We start from the raw sequence: 16,670 nt of genomic DNA on the forward strand, positions 1-16,670 counted from the left end.
ACTGACATTTAAAAAGTGAATACCCTGCGAGCAGTACTCACACTGACACAAAGTTACTTGACGGGCGCGCATCGGGACACCTTCACGGTCACATATTTTCTATATTCGCAAAATACTGCTCCTCAAGGCCGGATTTCGCCAACACTGCTTTCACCCTATTTTTTATCTCCTCATCCAATTGCGGGCGATGAGTTTCGTGATATTTTAATAGTCTGTTAGTCTCAGCGTCAACACTGTCCCAGAAATAATCCGCACCTTTTGCGCTGCGGGAACCGACACGCGGGGCATACAGATCCATAAAATTATCCAGTGTATAATCTGCATCTACGAAACTGCCGTCATGGCCGACTTCTTTGATTTCCTCAAGATTCAATGTCTCTTCATTCACTTCAATCGGTGTGAAGGCAAATTTAACCTGACGCATAATCTCAAAGTCAATCACCATCTTATCAAAGGATGTGGCATTTACACTATCCATAACGCCTCCGGCCTCCATTACCAGGTTAATCCCGTGACGATATGCAGATGAGAATGTCAGCATAGATTCGTATCCGGCCTGACAGTTGATTACCGGAGCATCTGTCTGGCATCCGCCGCCTCTGGAAGGCATTCCGTAAAATCTAGCCATATTAGCTCCAAAGCCCTGCATCAGTGTTCCTTCCGGCGCTGCACATGCGAAGGTAATCCCGCCCCTCATATCGGCTGCTGTTGACTGGATACCAAATACAACCGGAGTTCCCGGACGTATCATCTGTGCCAGCGCAATTCCCGCCAGATTTTCCGCTGTGCCGCTTGCGAGGGAACCTGCCATGGAGAGGGAGCCAGTCGCCCCCAGCATTGTAGCCGGGCATAGGATTGCCGGCTGTCCATATTCAGCCAGCAGCATTAAACAGTCCAGCATTCTTTCATCCAGAGACAGCGGTGAATTAGTATTGATCAATGCGATCATTCTGGGTTTTTCAATCAGAGCTTCTTTGCTGCCAAAGACTTCACAGCTTGCCTCCATAATCAACTTCATCTCGTCAATCATGCCCGTCGGCAGCATAATCGCCTTGTCTGAATTCAGCAGTGTTGCGTAGAACATCTCGATAGCTGCAGTCTCCTCCGGCACGTCTCCCGGTTGAATCATAATACCGCCATTTATAGAATAATTATCGTCTGCATCTACAAGCCTCAGACATTTGATATAATCCTCCATCGTTCCTCTGCGGCGGTTGCCATCCCGATCATCGATAAAAGCACATCCGTAGGTGGGGGCAGGATTGACATGGTCACCCCCTATCACCATATCGTATTTAGGATTTCTTGCATAGATTTCAAAGGATTCCGGCGCCATTTTCACCCAATGCATCACCTGCTCCTCGGTGAAATATACAATATTGCCTTCTACTTTAATCCCATTTTCTCTGTAGATTTTAAGCGCCTTCTCATTGTGGATCTTCACTCCCACCTCGCTCATAATTTCCATTGCTGCTTCATGAATCATCTGCTCTCTTGACTTTGACATTTCAGTTACCTCCTTATGGTATGTTGTTAACGGTTTCTCACACCTACTTTTAATTCGTTTCTCAAGTATGCAATGCTTTCCTCGCATGCCTGCCATTCTCTGGCCCGCGCCTCTTCGATTGGTTCATCCGGTCTCAAGAATGGAATTTCATTTTCAAAAATTATACGATCCATCGGTGATGCTTCTCTGATACGTTTCAGAATTTTCGGCATATCAATGGAACCTTTGCCGCTGGATACTCCCACGTCATGCACTCCCATCGGATCGACCACGATCAAATCATCACTGAAGTGACAGCAGGTAGCATAAGGAAGCATCTTCTCCACCGCTTCCTCCGGGCCCTCGATAACTTGCAGGGAATTCACCGTGTCAATGCAGGCGCCTACCAGAGGGTGATCCAGCTTTTTGATTACCCACAGAACTTCATCTGCGTAAGTATCTGTATGGTTTTCAATTGCAATCTGCAATCCCAGTTCTTCCGCCAGAGGCAGCGCCTCCTTAAACTGTTCATATCTGACTGCCAACTGGCGCATAACGTCCGGATGACAGCAGGAGCCATACAATACTCTGGGACGGATGATATCCAAACTGAATTTTGTCAGTTCACCTCCTATAGCCTTTGTGATCCGCAGAGCTTCTTCCACAGTACAATTTACTCTGGAATCACTGCCCGCCTGGAAAGAAGAATTAAACTCAAGGAAAAGTCCACGCTCCTCTGCCGCTGCCTTCACCTCAGCAAGATGTGCCGGGTCCGTAGACTCCAGATCTACCTTTGTGACCTGAAGCCCATCCAGCTCCCACTCTACTGCCTTGTCCATCAATTCCATCAGACTCATAACCCGGGGAAAGAAATAATCCTTTCCAAATCCCCAGCTTTCTCCGAATCCGAAGAAATGAAGTGTGTAGGTATGCATACCCAGTTTAATTGGTCTGTCACTTCTCTTATTCATTGCATTTCCTCCTTTTTATTTAGTTAACTTGTTTACTTTTTTCTCTAAAAAATTTTTACAGGGTAACCTGTGTGTTTGGATTAATCTCCAAACACACTTTCATGCATTTTTTCACTTCACCCTTTCGAATACCTGCTGCATATTTTTGCGTATCAGTCTGTTGCACCTCAGTTCCAACTCCGCACATTTTGCAGACTCCTCATCTATAGCAGATTCCAGCATCCCCTTGACAATCAGGGGATTCGTCCAGCTAAAATACTCTGCCTCCTCGTCGCTTATCAGTTTCATATTTTCAATACGCCGCAATATGATGAAATCACGCTTTCTCATATCGCCGTCAAAAAGCAAGGTGAAATAATGAGCCGTATATTCTTCTGAACCGCTTATCGGGAATAACTCAAAATAATCCTGGACTGCATTTCCAAATACGGAGTTTCTGGCTCCCCAAAATAGCCGATAATATACATCCGGTCTTTGAAACGCATAGTGATCGAACAATTCCCATCCCTCTATGTAGATTTCCAGAAGATTCTTCCCTGAATCCAGCAGTTTTCCATAATTCACCATGTACTCATCCAGAAACCGGACGGATGCAACGGCTATCAGATACTCCAGGCTGTCAAAGTGCTTATACAAAGCTGCCACCGAACATCCATTTTCCTTTGCGAGTTTCCGTACTGAAATTTCTGATGAATCCTGTACCAGAAGCTTATTATAAGTAGATAAGATAAATCTTTTCTTCGTCTCTATTCCCTTGGAATATACTGCCATTTGCAAACTCTCCTCATCCTGTGAACAAGTCATTTCCTTCATAATAATGCATTTAGCTCAAAACATCAATATTGAATTTCATGACCTGCACTCAGCATGTAGAAGACGCTTCTTAGCCCGCTCTGTTTTCCTCCGCTTTTAATCTTTTTGCATATCTCGTAGTAATGAGAGCTACTATTACGCCTAATATACCGCATCCAATCGCCCACATCCAGATATAGTCGTAACCTTTGTTTCCAAATTTATCGATCCAGGAGCCTGCAAGCTTTGCAAAATACACATCCGGCAAATAGCAAAGGGCTGAGATTACGCCCGTAGCAATTCCTGTGTATTTCAGCGGTATTCCCACTTCCCCCAGTGTGGCAAAATAAATACCACGCATGCCGGAATAAACGATAGCAAATGCAAATGAAACAGCAATGCAGAGAACTACCACGCTTTTCGTTACTATCAGTGCCACACACAGAATACTTGATACCATCAGATATATTCCCAGAGTTTTGGATTTTGACCCTATTTTATCGGAAATAAAGCCGATCAGGAATGTCATGATTGCCGCAATAATATAATTTCTGATGATAGCAAACAGACTGGCCTGCGTAGCAGATATTCCTAATACACTTGTAGTATATGCTCCCAGATATCCACTTCCTGCTGACGTAAAAGAGTAGCAGAAAAAAATCAACGCCGATATCAACCAGGTTCCGGGGAGTTTTAACACTGCTGCAATGTTTTTCATGCTGAATGCTGCCTGTTCTTTCTTCGCATCATCCCCTTCCTCAGCCCCGATTACATCAGCAGGAACAAAGATAAACACCAGCAAGGTAAATAACAGGAAAAGTCCTCCGCTTATGAAAAGCAGCATTCTCCACTGCGCACCTACTGCTGCGGGATCCATATCTCCGCTTGCCAGAGTTGCCTTACTCAGCAATCCCACACCCACAAAGCCTATAACAGTTCCAAAAATGCCTCTAACAAATTCTGACGTGGAGAAAAGCCGCCCCTGCTCGTTCTCATCTCCCATCTTTCTCGTAAGTTTAAGGTAAGCCGACCAGATGAGAAAACTCGTCCCGACACCATAGAGAAAATGGATGATCATGATAGAAGTGCGCCCCGGGACAATGCCAAACCAGAAGGAACACAGCCCCATCACAAGTCCTCCCAGGATGATCAGCCACTTTTCCTTAAATCTGTCTGCAAAAATTCCTCCAAATATATAGCCCACCATAGAAACCACGCCGTATACCAGACCAAAATCACCGATAAATTCATTCACATAATCCACTGAAACAACCGGTTTATACTGCGTAAATAATACAACCATCTGATCATAGTAGCTGTATCTCAAAAACGTCACATAAACCATCACGCCCGACAACAACGCACATAAAATGACGATAAACCATCTCTTTGCTCCTGTTATCTTCATTTGCTTGTCTCCTCCTAACCCATTTCTGCATCTCCCCTTTCGAGAAGTGTAAGCTTTATCTGCTTGCAAGCTAAAACTAACGCGTTAACTTTTTAGTTTTAAAAAAACCGCTCACTGCTTTCCGTATGGTTTCATACAAATGTGAGCGCGTTAGCTTTTGTGTTTACATCATATGGCATTTATTTTATATTGTCAAGTTTATATTGGAATGTTTTATTTTTTTGTGAATTATGCACAGTTTTGTTTCAATAATTTCTCCATCATTTTTTTATGCATTAGTGTTTATTAGCCACGATCACTACTATCTTTCCGGCTTCTTAAAGATCAAACTCCGAGGTGCCGGCCTTCGTATCGTATACCAGCTCATCTGACGTGACAATGACATGCTGGTTGTCGTAGTCGGCGCACGGGAAGATGACGAAGTCTATGAGATTGCACAAAATCTCAGCATAGCTCAACACTTGACATGAAAAACACTTTTTGTAACAGCCCTTTTTATTCAGAAAAACGCACTACCTCAAATGGCAGTGCGTTTTATAAGTTCTTTAACCATATAGCCTCATGTTAATAAACAAGCAAAATTCTCATTGAACACTTGAGTATCACTTTTTACCCAATCAGCTACCCATCTGCTTTGCTACTTCCTCAGCAAAATTCTCTTCTTTTTTCTCAATTCCTTCACCAGTCTCAAAACGAACAAATCCTTTGATTGTGATGTTGGCATTGTTTGCCTTTGCTACCTCTTTTACGTAAGCGCCAACGTTCTGTTTTCCGTCTTCTGCTTTTACGTAAACCTGATCTAAAAGACAGATTTCTTTTAATTCTTTATTAATACGTCCCATAACCATTCCGCTGATGATCTTGTCATTGGCGTCTGGTTTTTCGTTCTTGGCCTGTACGGTTAAGATTTCTTTTTCGTGCTCGATGTAAGCCGCATCCACCTCATCTCTGTTAGTGTACAGAGGTTTAATAGCTGCAACCTGCATAGCAACGTTTTTAGCCATCTCTCTTACTGCATCATTTATAACGTCTGTTTCCACGTCTACCAAAACGCCGATTTTGCCGCCCATATGAGTATAGGATGCGATAAAACCATTCTCCTCAGACATCTGCTGGAATCTTCTGATATTCATATTCTCTCCGATTACTGCAATCTGTCCTGCCAAAGCTTCGGAAACCGTTTTAGAAGTATCAAATTTCCATGGCTCTGCCAGGAAAGCTTCGATATCTGCTGCGCTTGTCTCTGCTGCCTGCTCTGCAACCTGAGCCACATACTCCTGGAACTTTTCGTTTTTCGCAACAAAGTCTGTCTCTGCATTTACTTCTACAACCACAGCCTTTTTGTCGTCATTTATTAATAAAGTTCTGCAAAGTCCTTCTGCTGCAATTCTTCCAGCTTTTTTCTGTGCTGTAGCAAGTCCTTTTTCTCTTAAGAACTCCATTGCTTTATCCATATCGCCTTCTGTTGCTGTAAGAGCTTTCTTACAGTCCATCATACCAGCGCCGCTGATTTCTCTTAATTCTTTAACCATTGCTGCTGTAATAGCCATTGTGTTTTCCTCCTGAAAATAATATGGTAATTAAGCTTCTTCGCTTTCTGCCGCTACAATCTCTTCGATATCATCAGTTCCCTCTGCAACATCTTCAAAGATTTCTTCTTCTGCTGTTGCGCCCTGATTTGCCTCGATTACAGCGTCAGCCATTTTGGAAACGATTAATTTTACTGCACGGATTGCATCGTCATTACCCGGAATTACGTAATCTAATTCTTCCGGATCGCAGTTTGTATCTGCAATACCGATAAGAGGAATTCCTAATGTGTGAGCTTCCTGCACACAGATTCTCTCCTTCTTAGGATCTACGATAAAGATAGCATCCGGAATCTTCTTCATCTCTTTAATACCGCCAAGGTTCTTCTGAAGCTTTCCTAATTCTTTTCTAAGAGCAATAACTTCTTTCTTAGGAAGAACATCAAAGGTTCCGTCAGCTTCCATTGCTTCGATTTCTTTTAATCTTGCAATTCTGCTCTGGATCGTTTTGAAGTTTGTAAGCATACCGCCTAACCATCTCTCGTTGACATAGAACATTCCGCAGCGCTCTGCCTCTACCTTGATAGCATCCTGAGCCTGCTTCTTAGTTCCCACGAAAAGAATTGTGCCGCCTTCTGCAGCAATATCAGCGATTGCTTTGTAAGCATCATCTACCATTCCAACGGATTTCTGCAGGTCGATAATGTAGATTCCGTTTCTCTCTGTGTAGATATACTCTGCCATTTTAGGGTTCCATCTTCTTGTCTGATGTCCGAAATGAACACCGGCTTCTAACAGCTGTTTCATTGAAATAACGCTCATGTTTTTACTCTCCTTTTGGTTGTTTTCTTCCGCATTCTTCATCTCCCGCAGGAACGTCATTCTTCCTATATTCATATAGAAGAATTCAGCACCCTCCTTTGGAATCCGACTGCGTGTTTATTTTTGACCTTTAGCATTATAGCATGACTCTAATTGGGAATGCAAGGTATTTTTTGCCTTATTTCCTCTTTTTGTTCCATAATATGAAATTTATTGAAAATCCTATTGACATCATATCGCTCAGTGCTATAATCGGAGTTAAGATATCACATTGCGAAACTTAGTTTCATAATACGAAACTCAAAACAAATATATAAAATAAGGAGAAATGAACCATGCATGAAGTATTAGAGCAGATCCAGAAGCTTGGCATCGTACCTGTTGTTGTATTAAACGATGCGAAAGATGCAGAACCTCTTGCAAAGGCCCTGTGTGACGGAGGCCTCCCCTGTGCAGAAGTGACTTTCCGTACTGCAGCGGCCGAAGAATCCATCCGTATCATGGCAGAGAAATTTCCACACATGTTAATCGGCGCCGGAACCGTACTCACTACAGATCAGGTTGACCGCGCAGTAGCCGCGGGCGCCAAATTCATCGTAAGCCCGGGTCTGAACCCGCGAATCGTAAAATACTGCGTAGAAAAAGGAGTCCTGCTCACCCCCGGATGCTGCAATCCAAGCGATATTGAGCAAGCTTTGGAAAACGGGCTGGAGGTAGTGAAGTTCTTCCCAGCGGAACCTGCTGGCGGTTTGAAAATGATCAAAGCAATCGCCGCGCCTTACGTAGGACTTAAATTTATGCCCACAGGCGGAATAAATGCAGCTAACGTGAAAGATTATCTGGCTTACGACCGTATCGTTGCCTGCGGGGGAAGCTGGATGGTTAAGGGCAGTCTGGTAGATGAAGGCAACTTTGCAGAGATTACCAGACTTACCGAAGAAGCAGTTGCCATTGTAAAGGAAGCAAGAAAATAAAAGATTCAAAACTCTCTTTGTATCATAATATATAAAAACTTTTTAATTAAGAAAGGACGAAGACTCATTATGGCAAAAAAAGTAATTACCTTTGGTGAAATTATGTTAAGACTGGCTCCTGAAGGATACTATCGTTTTGTACAGGCAGATACCTTTGGGGCAACCTACGGCGGAGGAGAGGCCAACGTTGCCGTATCACTTGCCAATTACGGATTTGATGCTAAGTTCGTCACCAAGCTTCCAAAGCACGAAATCGGCCAGGCTGCAGTTAATTCACTGCGCAAATACGGCGTTGATACCTCGTTTATCGCCCGGGGCGGAGACAGAGTTGGTATCTATTTCCTGGAAAAAGGAGCTTCCCAGAGACCCTCTAAGGTTATCTATGACAGAGCAGGTTCTTCCATTGCAACAGCAAACAAAGCGGATTTTGACTGGAACGCCATCTTCGACGGTGCAGACTGGTTCCATTTTACAGGTATCTCACCTGCGTTAAATGATGATGTTGCTGCCATCTGCCTGGAAGCCTGCAAAGCTGCCAAGGAAGCCGGTGTTACGATTTCCTGTGATCTAAATTACAGAAATAAATTATGGTCCAAAGAAAAGGCCGGACAAGTTATGGGTGAACTGTGCAAGTATGTGGATGTATGTATTGCCAACGAAGAGGACGCCTCTGATGTCTTTGGCATCAAAGCTGCCAATACCGATGTTACTGCAGGTACTGTAAACCATGAAGGTTATAAGGATGTGGCAAAGCAGCTGGCTGACCGCTTTGGTTTCTCCAAGGTTGCGATCACACTCCGGGAGTCCTTGTCCGCCAATGACAATAACTGGTCTGGTATGTTATATGATGGTACGGACTACTATTTCAGCAAAAAATATAAGATGCACATCGTTGACCGTGTAGGCGGCGGCGACAGCTTCGGCGGCGGATTAATCTGCTCCTGCTTAAATGGATGTGATTCTCAGACAGCCATAGAATTTGCAGTTGCCGCATCCTGCCTGAAGCATTCAATCGAAGGCGACTTTAACATGGTATCCATGGATGAAGTGAATAAACTGGCGGGCGGAGACGCTTCCGGACGTGTCCAGAGATAGTTTTTAAATTAACCTAATAACTTTTACTGTTTACATTTCCCTATTGCCATTGGGATGTAATTCCTGGGGATGCTGTTGCCATGCAGCATCCCACTTTTATAGAGGAGTTTTTTAATATGAAAAACAAAAAAGATTTTGATATACTGGCACTTGGAGAATTACTGCTGCGTTTGTCCCCGCCCAACAACGAGCGCCTTACCAGGGGGGAAACCTTTCAGAAGCAAGTGGGAGGAGCTGAACTGAACGTTGTCTCCGGCGCCTCACTTCTGGGTCTGCGCACCGGTATCATTTCAAAACTGCCCTCTAACGATATGGGTACTTTTATTAAAAACCGCGTGCGGTTCTGCGGAGTCAGCGACGATTATCTGGTATACGATACCAGCAAGGACGCACGCCTTGGAGTGTATTACTATGAAAACGGGGCACATCCGAGGAAGCCCAGCATCGTTTATGACCGTATGTATACCTCCATGAATAAAATAGACGTCTCTGACTTTTCTGAAGACCTCTACGCTTCGGCCCGCTGTTTCCATACCAGCGGGATCACCCTGGCCCTCAGCCCCCAGGCCCGCCGCACAGGCATCGAAATGATCAAGCGGTTTAAGGAACAGGGGACTATTATTTCCTTTGATGTTAACTTCCGTGGAAACCTCTGGTCCGGGGAAGAAGCCAAAGCCTGCATCGAAGAGATTCTGCCCTATGTGGACATTTTCTTCTGCTCCGAAGACACCGCCCGCCTTACCTTCCTGAAGGAGGGGAATCTAAAGGACATTATGAAAAGCTTCACTCAGGATTATCCTGTCTCCATCGTTGCGTCTACCCAGAGGATTGTCCACAGTCCCAAAGTCCATACCTTCGGTTCCGTTGTGTATGATGCCAAATCAGACACTTATTTTGAGGAAGATCCTTACAGGGATATTGATGTTGTTGACCGCATCGGCAGCGGGGATGCCTTTATCTCCGGCGCCTTATACGGCCTTTTGGCCCACGACTTCGACTGCCAAAAGGCTATGGAATACGGCGATGCCACAAGCGCAGTAAAAAATACAATTCCCGGGGATCTGCCTTCCTCTGATCTTACCGAGATTAACCGGATCATCTCTGCCCATAAGCAGACAGGAAGACAGTCTGAGATGGATAGATAATCATTTATCTCCTGATCATTTTCCCGGCAGCCGCCAGCAGAGCACCGCTCCCCACCATTATCCACTGTATCGGCACCCGATCCGCCATAGGGCCGAAGATGAGCATTCCCAGGGGCATAACACTTCCTGAAATTATTTGAAATACAGAAAACACTCTTCCTAATTTGCCTGCCTCTACCTCTTCCTGGAGCATGACTGTAGACGCTGTGGCCAGGGCAGGCATAAAGGCCCCTGAGATCATCATCACAGCCAGATACATCCAGAAATATGGAGTCAGTCCAAGCAGCAGAAAGGTAACGCCAAACCCTATATAGGAAACTGCCATGACTCTCCACTTGTCTTTAAAATTACCCTTCCAGGCCACAAAAACCCCTCCCAGAAGAGAGCCTACGGTCCAAACAATTTCGTTGGCCGACAGCCTCCACACTTCACTTCCAAAGGTTCTCTCTATCATAAGTGGTGTTAAGAAGGCAGCGGGGGTTATGAGAAAGAAGGCTATTCCGTAAAAAACCAGAATTCTGGAAACAATGGCATGTCCTGTGGTATATTGAATTCCTTCTTTTAATTCCTTCCACATAGAAATCTGTCCTTTGCTTACAGGCTTTTCCACCTTTAAAAAGGCCATGACACATATGGCAAGGGCTGCAGTTATCACATCTACCAGCATCGCCCAGGCAATCCCCACACTTCCCAGAAGGACGCCTCCCACAGCAGGAGAAATCATCATAAGGACCGAATTACACGTCTGGTTAATTCCATTAATTCTGGTAAGCTTTTCCTGAGGAATAATTTGAGGGACAATGGCTCCTACGGCAGGCGTCTGCACTCCCGCTCCCACTGAACGGACGGCTGATACCAGCATAAGCATCCACATCGAATCTTTTCCAACTAAAAACATCAGAGCAAGTCCCAGCGTTGAGGCAGCAATAAAGCCATCGGACACCATAATCAGCATTTTTCTGTGATACCGATCAGCCCACACCCCGGCAAAGAGAGAGATGAAAAGCTGGGGAAGCAGAGAGCACAGGATTGAAGCAGTCATCCACATACCCGATGAGGTTTTCAGTGTAATATACCAGGTAATGGCATATCCAACCACAGAAGACCCAAAAAGGCTGATATTCTGACTGACAAGAAACAAGATACATTTTTTCTTCCATTCTTTCATATATACCTCACATTTTAGTTATCAGGCACCGGAATGCCTTTTTCTTTTTGAGTAAAAAAAGCAACAGACAAACGTTCCCTTGGAACCTTTGCCTGCTGCTTACATCCGCAAAAAGAGCATAGTTTCAGAATATACACTCTGTAAAATACAGAGGCAATCTGCTCATGCTTCAATTCCGCAAAATAAGTATCAGAAAAAAGCTCCCATCGGAACTTAGCTTCTCCCAAATCACTTATCTTAAACGAGTTGAAAACATGAACACTACCTCCTGAATTCTATTGTTGTTATAACATATCACAGCTCTCCATCTCTGTCAACAGTTCTTTGAAATCCTGGGGAAAATCCGCTGCCAGCATGATTTCTTCCCCGGTAAAGGGGTGAATCAGTTTCACTTTCCAGGCGTGAAGCGCAGTTCTTTTTATGTGCTCCATGGGACCTCCGTACAGAGAGTCTCCCAGCAAAGGATGCCCCAACCCTGCCATATGGACACGGATCTGATGTGTGCGTCCCGTTTCCAGACACAGGGCCACCGCCGAGCAGGAATCCTCCTTTCCCCTCCCCATAACCCGATAATGAGTCACCGCAGTCTTTCCGCTCTGGGATAATTTCATCTTCATAAGAGAGTTCTCATCTCTTTCTATTCTGCGGCATATTGAACCCTTCCATATATCAGGCACTCCCCGGACAACAGCTATATATTCTTTTTGAAACCTTCCATTTTCTTTTTGCTGAAAAAGACGGGCCGCAGCAGCCTGGCTCTTTGCAAACACCACAATACCGGAAGTCTCCCTGTCAAGCCGCCCCACAGAGCGTATACGTACCTTCTCACCTCTGTTTATAAAATACGCTGCCAGCATATTAGACAATGTCCTGCTGTAATGGCCGGGGGAGGGATGGATGGTCAGACCGGATGGTTTGTCTGCAATTAGAAGATCCTCATCCTCATAGAGCACATGCGGCGTTTCCATACATGGAATCAAATGGCTTGATCCGGTATTCTCATCCTCTAAAAGTACTGCTACCTCGTCGCCCTTTTTTAATATAGTATTACTTCTGCTTCTTACTCCATTTACACAGATACCTTCCTCCCTGAACTTAGCCTGACGAATCTGCCGCTTGGTCAGTCCCATCGTACGGTTCATAAAGGCGCTGAGAAGCATGGAGTCTTCTTTATCTGTGACGGTATTCCTTACTGTTTTTTTCATTTTTCCGGCCTTCTGCCTCTCATTTTTTGTCTGTTACGACTTATTTTAGGAGCATTGAGACGTAAAGTCAACAACTTAGATTTTATGATTTACAAAGGGTGTCGGCTATGCTAGGATGATCATATCCAGGTACGCCAAGCCGGCATTCCTGTGACAGACTAAACTATATAATGTATGCCGTTTTTTGGCAGAGGAGGTACTATGTTAATTTTAAAGAACTGTAATTTCATCACAGATTTAGTGGAGGGTTTCGGGGAGGCAGCCGGAGATATCCTTGTAGATCAGGACAGGATTAAAACCATTGCCCCCTGCGGGACACTTCAGGCCAATGAGGGAGACCAGGTTTTGGATATGCAGGGGCAGTACGTTCTTCCCGGGCTCTTTGACCTCCACATTCATCTTACCCTGTCAGGAGGTGAGACTCTGGTAGACAATGCCAAATCTCCCATCCAGCAGGCTCTTGATGCCGTAAAATATGCAGCCGATACTTTGATGGCCGGCTTTACTACAGTCAGGGATGTGGGTTCTTCCTATAATGTTGCCGTAGAGCTGAGAAATGCTATACAGGCAGGAAACTTTTACGGCCCCAATATTATTGCCTGCGGCAGGATCGTCACCGCAACCGAGTGCGGAAACGACTATTTCCAGGGCATGTATGCGGAGGCTGACGGAAAAACGGAGATCTGGAAGGCAGTGCGGGAGGAGATGAAGCGCGGCGCTGACTTTATTAAAATCATGGGTACAGGAGCTGTTATGAATCCCGGCGGAGAACCCGGGCAGCCTATTTACACCTTGGACGAACTGAAGGCTGTGGTAGAGGCGGCAGCGTTTAAAGATACATATGTAGCAACACACTGTCACGGCACACAGGCAATTAAAAATTCGATTCTGGCAGGGGTACGAACCATTGAGCATGCCACTATCCTTGACGACGAAGCCATTGAGATGCTCAAAGACAGCACTACATCTTATATTGTACCCACCCTGACCAGTCTTTATGCTTTGGCTGACAGTGTCCCCGATACTTCTATTTTTATGAAGGCAAAGGCACAGAAGATTCTGGGATGTTTGAAGGAAGGGCTCCGCAAAGCATATGAAGCAGGCCTTGTGATTGGTTTCGGCACCGACCAGGGCGGTGTTCCTCTGGTACACGGGGAAAATGCGGATGAATTTGCACTGCGAAGAGATTTCTGGGGAATGAAAGAACTGGATATCATTAAGCAGGCTACCATCAATAGCGCCAAAATTGTGCGCGTGGAACAGGACTACGGAACTTTAAAATCCGGAAAAGTTGCTGACATCATTGCCGTATCCAAAAATCCTCTGGAGGACATCTCCGCTTTCAGAAATAATCTGACGACCGTAGTTAAATCCGGCTGTGTTGTAAAAGCATGATATCTGCATACCCTTCAGCAGCTTCAGAAATTCGAGAGGAGACCTAAACTTATGGCTTTGGTAGATCAGAAATTAAAAGACGCCGTTATACATTTAAGTGATGAAATATTCGAATTTTCCTCCTGGCTGACCAGACATCCTGAGATCTCAGGGGAGGAAGAAAAAAGCTGTGCCTTTATCGTTGATTTTTTGCAGAAACACGGCTTTGAAATAGAGTCTCCCTGCGGAATCCCCCATTCTTTTAAGGCGAAGCGGAAAGGTACTCCCCGGGATCTCTATCCAAAAGCTGCCGTAATGTGTGAGTATGACGCACTGCCCGGTATGGGGCATGGATGCGGCCACTCTGTCAGCTGCGGGATCAGCGTCCTGACTGCGCTTGCCCTGCAGGAGGCATACCCGGAACTGCCTATGCAGATAGATCTTGTCGGAACCCCTGCCGAGGAAACTATAGGCGGCAAGATTACCATGGTAAAGGAGCACGTATTTGACGAATACGATCTGGCGATTATGTCGCATCTGGCCAATGACAATTCCGCGCAATGGCCTTTGTTGGCTTCCAATGACATGTTAATTACTTTTTATGGAAAACCGGCTCACGCCTCCAGCAATCCCTGGGACGGCATCAACGCCTACAACGCGGCACAATTATTTTCCCACGGGTCAGATATGCTCCGCCAGCATCTTACCCCTGACTGTCAGTTTCATGGAATTATTACAGAATGCGGGAGTGTTCCCAACATAGTTCCCGATAAAGCAGTTCTGGATTATTACCTCCGTTCTGCCACGCTGTCAGGCCTCATAGACCTGAGAGAGAAGCTTGAGAATTGTGTGAAGGGTGCTGCTGTTGCCACAGGATGCACTTACACCATAGAACAGCGGTGGGATACTTATTGCGAACTATTCCCTGCCAGGGAGGCTTGCGCAGATATCCACAAAATCTATGAAGAGCTTCATATGCCTTACTGGCCCTCCCAGCCGCCCAGCGGGAGTTCAGATCTGGGAAATGTAGACACTGTGGTTCCAACCATAGGTATGCGCTGCTGCTGTTCCGATGAATTTACCCCTTTCCATACCCCAGAACTGGAAAAACTGCTCTACGGCGACAGGGGAAAAAAGACACTTATCGACGGGACTATTGTCATGGCGGCCTACCTGGCTCTCCTGGCATATCAGCCGGATCGTCTGGCGGCACTGCAGAAAGAGCATTCCGCATACAGAGCGCAGAACAGGAGGGAGGACTGAATTATGAAACTCTCGGAAAAACTTAATGCATCCATCGACAGTTTATTTGAGCCCTGCTGGAAACTGGGAGATTATATTACTAACCATCCTGAAACAGGCGGCTGTGAGAAAGAGGCTGTGAGCAAAATCACAGAGTTTCTGGCCAAACAGGGCTATGAGATCACAGCTCCCTACGGAGACATGCCCCATAGCTTTCTGGCCTCTGACCAAAGGCCCTCCTCGATTTCTAAGCCGAAGGCCGCCCTTTTGTGCGAGTATGACGCCCTACCGGAGGTGGGACACGGCTGCGGCCATTCCATCAGCGGAGCAATCAGCATCTTATCCGCCCTGGCCCTGCGGGACGCCTATCCGGATTTTCCCTTCCGTCTGGACATTATAGGGACCCCAAACGAAGAGGCATACGGAGGCAAAGTTGCAATGGCCAAAAACCACGCTTTTGACGGCTATGAGTTTGCGATTATGGGACACTTGGACAACCGTAATTATCCCCAGATCAAAATTGTAGCCTGTGACGGCATCTATGTTATTTTCAAAGGAAACGCTACCCACGCTGCCTCCAGCCCTGAGCTGGGTGTCAATGCACTGAATGCGGCTCAGTTTTTCATGCATGCCTCAGATATGCTCCGCCAGCATATTCCCCCTGACTGTCAGATCCACGGGATCGTAGAAAAAGGCGGTGAAGTTCCCAACACAGTGCCTGACAGAGTGGAACTGGATTTTTACTACCGCGCTGCCACTATGGATCATATGAATATGCTGAAAGAAAAGCTGATGAACTGCATCCGAGGTGCCTGCATTGCCACCGGCTGTACCTATGAATTAAAAGAAGGCTATACAGAACTCTATGCGGATCTCAGCTACCTTCCCACTGCCATTCGTACCATCGGAGAGATTTTTGACGCTCTGCATATGCCCTGGGAAGAAATGAAAAAAGCAGAGGGATCTACAGACGCAGGAAACGTAGATCTCATCATCCCAACTTTCCATCTGGAACTTCAGTGCACCGACAAGTTTGCCGATTTCCACACCAGAGAGTTCGAACAGGCCATGCATGGAGAACGGGGCAAAAAAACCCTCCGGGACGGCGCCCGTGTAATCGCCCAGTACATCAACCATCTGGCCGAAAACCCCGAAGTACTCAGACAAATCCAGATAGAGCACAGGGAATACCGTGGAGTCATATGATAGTTTTGTGTATGTGAAGCTCGGGGTGAAATAGTCGGCCAGCGCAGCGTTGCAGACGGACGGATATAGGAGGGAGCACCGGGGAGACAGGGCCAGTCCAGGGGCCGGGGTATAGGGACAAGTCAGCTCGAGGCTCCGTTCCCCTCAGCTAAGTCCTACCAGCTGCTAAACTCGTCAGGAAAGCCTTCCTCGTTAATCAGCTGGTGGACTGGATCTTCGGCTCACTCCGCTTAACCTCCCTGACTTGTCCCTA

Annotated in this window: 15 protein-coding genes; 6 read left to right on the forward strand and 9 right to left on the reverse strand. The window is 45.9% G+C overall.

Going from position 1 to position 16,670, the window contains the following annotated elements:
- Window positions 1-88: 88 nt before the first annotated feature.
- The 7 genes from BUA56_RS11980 to rpsB form a co-directional block, all read right to left on the reverse strand.
- On the reverse strand, window positions 89-1,507 hold the full coding sequence (locus BUA56_RS11980) for a trimethylamine methyltransferase family protein (RefSeq protein WP_072851999.1): 1,419 nt from the start codon (window positions 1,505-1,507) through the stop codon (window positions 89-91).
- A 26-nt stretch (window positions 1,508-1,533) separates the two neighbouring features.
- On the reverse strand, window positions 1,534-2,457 hold the full coding sequence (locus BUA56_RS11985) for a sugar phosphate isomerase/epimerase family protein (protein WP_072852000.1): 924 nt from the start codon (window positions 2,455-2,457) through the stop codon (window positions 1,534-1,536).
- A 111-nt stretch (window positions 2,458-2,568) separates the two neighbouring features.
- On the reverse strand, window positions 2,569-3,228 hold the full coding sequence (locus tag BUA56_RS11990; protein ID WP_072852002.1) for a TetR/AcrR family transcriptional regulator: 660 nt from the start codon (window positions 3,226-3,228) through the stop codon (window positions 2,569-2,571).
- 112 nt (window positions 3,229-3,340) lie between these two features.
- Window positions 3,341-4,657 carry an MFS transporter gene (locus BUA56_RS11995; protein WP_072852004.1) on the reverse strand — a complete coding sequence of 439 codons (1,317 nt, stop codon included), beginning with the start codon at window positions 4,655-4,657 and terminating at the stop codon, window positions 3,341-3,343.
- Between the two features lie 317 nt (window positions 4,658-4,974).
- Window positions 4,975-5,118 carry a hypothetical protein gene (locus BUA56_RS23345; RefSeq protein ID WP_207650934.1) on the reverse strand — a complete coding sequence of 48 codons (144 nt, stop codon included), beginning with the start codon at window positions 5,116-5,118 and terminating at the stop codon, window positions 4,975-4,977.
- A gap of 156 nt (window positions 5,119-5,274) precedes the next feature.
- Complete coding sequence (gene tsf, locus BUA56_RS12000; protein WP_072852006.1) at window positions 5,275-6,207, reverse strand: translation elongation factor Ts; 933 nt, start codon at window positions 6,205-6,207, stop codon at window positions 5,275-5,277.
- 30 nt (window positions 6,208-6,237) lie between these two features.
- On the reverse strand, window positions 6,238-7,008 hold the full coding sequence (gene rpsB, locus BUA56_RS12005) for a 30S ribosomal protein S2 (protein ID WP_072852053.1): 771 nt from the start codon (window positions 7,006-7,008) through the stop codon (window positions 6,238-6,240).
- Between the two features lie 335 nt (window positions 7,009-7,343).
- Here rpsB and BUA56_RS12010 point away from each other — a divergent pair, with 335 nt between their 5' ends.
- The 3 genes from BUA56_RS12010 to BUA56_RS12020 all read left to right on the forward strand — a co-directional run bounded on the left by BUA56_RS12010 (window position 7,344) and on the right by BUA56_RS12020 (window position 10,222).
- On the forward strand, window positions 7,344-7,982 hold the full coding sequence (locus BUA56_RS12010) for a bifunctional 4-hydroxy-2-oxoglutarate aldolase/2-dehydro-3-deoxy-phosphogluconate aldolase (RefSeq protein WP_072852008.1): 639 nt from the start codon (window positions 7,344-7,346) through the stop codon (window positions 7,980-7,982).
- A 69-nt stretch (window positions 7,983-8,051) separates the two neighbouring features.
- Window positions 8,052-9,077 (forward strand): sugar kinase, encoded by a 1,026-nt coding sequence (locus tag BUA56_RS12015; protein WP_072852010.1) that lies wholly within the window; start codon window positions 8,052-8,054, stop codon window positions 9,075-9,077.
- Between the two features lie 116 nt (window positions 9,078-9,193).
- Window positions 9,194-10,222: a sugar kinase gene (locus BUA56_RS12020; protein ID WP_072852055.1), complete on the forward strand. Its 1,029-nt coding sequence runs from the start codon at window positions 9,194-9,196 to the stop codon at window positions 10,220-10,222.
- A 4-nt stretch (window positions 10,223-10,226) separates the two neighbouring features.
- On the opposite strand, the gene BUA56_RS12025 is transcribed toward BUA56_RS12020, so the two are convergent.
- Both BUA56_RS12025 and BUA56_RS12035 read right to left on the reverse strand, forming a co-directional pair.
- Window positions 10,227-11,390 (reverse strand): MFS transporter, encoded by a 1,164-nt coding sequence (locus tag BUA56_RS12025; RefSeq protein WP_072852013.1) that lies wholly within the window; start codon window positions 11,388-11,390, stop codon window positions 10,227-10,229.
- 284 nt (window positions 11,391-11,674) lie between these two features.
- Window positions 11,675-12,595: an RluA family pseudouridine synthase gene (locus BUA56_RS12035; RefSeq protein ID WP_072852018.1), complete on the reverse strand. Its 921-nt coding sequence runs from the start codon at window positions 12,593-12,595 to the stop codon at window positions 11,675-11,677.
- Between the two features lie 201 nt (window positions 12,596-12,796).
- Between BUA56_RS12035 and BUA56_RS12040 the strand changes: the two genes are divergently transcribed.
- From BUA56_RS12040 to BUA56_RS12050, 3 genes are read left to right on the forward strand one after another with little or no spacing between them, the layout of a single operon-like run.
- Window positions 12,797-13,990, forward strand: a complete 1,194-nt coding sequence (locus BUA56_RS12040; RefSeq protein ID WP_072852023.1) for a metal-dependent hydrolase family protein — start codon at window positions 12,797-12,799, stop codon at window positions 13,988-13,990.
- A gap of 51 nt (window positions 13,991-14,041) precedes the next feature.
- On the forward strand, window positions 14,042-15,232 hold the full coding sequence (locus BUA56_RS12045; protein ID WP_072852025.1) for a M20/M25/M40 family metallo-hydrolase: 1,191 nt from the start codon (window positions 14,042-14,044) through the stop codon (window positions 15,230-15,232).
- 3 nt (window positions 15,233-15,235) lie between these two features.
- The gene (locus BUA56_RS12050; RefSeq protein WP_072852033.1) at window positions 15,236-16,417 is read left to right on the forward strand and encodes a M20/M25/M40 family metallo-hydrolase; all 1,182 of its coding nucleotides are present in this window, start codon (window positions 15,236-15,238) and stop codon (window positions 16,415-16,417) included.
- The last annotated feature ends 253 nt before the right edge of the window (window positions 16,418-16,670 follow it).

The sequence above is a fragment of the Lactonifactor longoviformis DSM 17459 genome (assembly GCF_900129135.1).
GTDB classification, from domain to species: Bacteria; Bacillota; Clostridia; order Lachnospirales; family Lachnospiraceae; genus Lactonifactor; species Lactonifactor longoviformis.

Coding starts and splice junctions, on each gene's coding strand:
- BUA56_RS11985 (WP_072852000.1), bottom strand. CDS start 2,457: ATGAATAAGAGAAGTGACAGACCAATTAAACTGGGTATGCATACCTAC.
- BUA56_RS12045 (WP_072852025.1), top strand. CDS start 14,042: ATGGCTTTGGTAGATCAGAAATTAAAAGACGCCGTTATACATTTAAGT.
- BUA56_RS12040 (WP_072852023.1), top strand. CDS start 12,797: ATGTTAATTTTAAAGAACTGTAATTTCATCACAGATTTAGTGGAGGGT.
- tsf (WP_072852006.1), bottom strand. CDS start 6,207: ATGGCTATTACAGCAGCAATGGTTAAAGAATTAAGAGAAATCAGCGGC.
- BUA56_RS12020 (WP_072852055.1), top strand. CDS start 9,194: ATGAAAAACAAAAAAGATTTTGATATACTGGCACTTGGAGAATTACTG.
- BUA56_RS11990 (WP_072852002.1), bottom strand. CDS start 3,228: ATGGCAGTATATTCCAAGGGAATAGAGACGAAGAAAAGATTTATCTTA.
- rpsB (WP_072852053.1), bottom strand. CDS start 7,008: ATGAGCGTTATTTCAATGAAACAGCTGTTAGAAGCCGGTGTTCATTTC.
- BUA56_RS12010 (WP_072852008.1), top strand. CDS start 7,344: ATGCATGAAGTATTAGAGCAGATCCAGAAGCTTGGCATCGTACCTGTT.
- BUA56_RS12015 (WP_072852010.1), top strand. CDS start 8,052: ATGGCAAAAAAAGTAATTACCTTTGGTGAAATTATGTTAAGACTGGCT.
- BUA56_RS12035 (WP_072852018.1), bottom strand. CDS start 12,595: ATGAAAAAAACAGTAAGGAATACCGTCACAGATAAAGAAGACTCCATG.
- BUA56_RS12050 (WP_072852033.1), top strand. CDS start 15,236: ATGAAACTCTCGGAAAAACTTAATGCATCCATCGACAGTTTATTTGAG.
- BUA56_RS12025 (WP_072852013.1), bottom strand. CDS start 11,390: ATGAAAGAATGGAAGAAAAAATGTATCTTGTTTCTTGTCAGTCAGAAT.
- BUA56_RS11980 (WP_072851999.1), bottom strand. CDS start 1,507: ATGTCAAAGTCAAGAGAGCAGATGATTCATGAAGCAGCAATGGAAATT.
- BUA56_RS11995 (WP_072852004.1), bottom strand. CDS start 4,657: ATGAAGATAACAGGAGCAAAGAGATGGTTTATCGTCATTTTATGTGCG.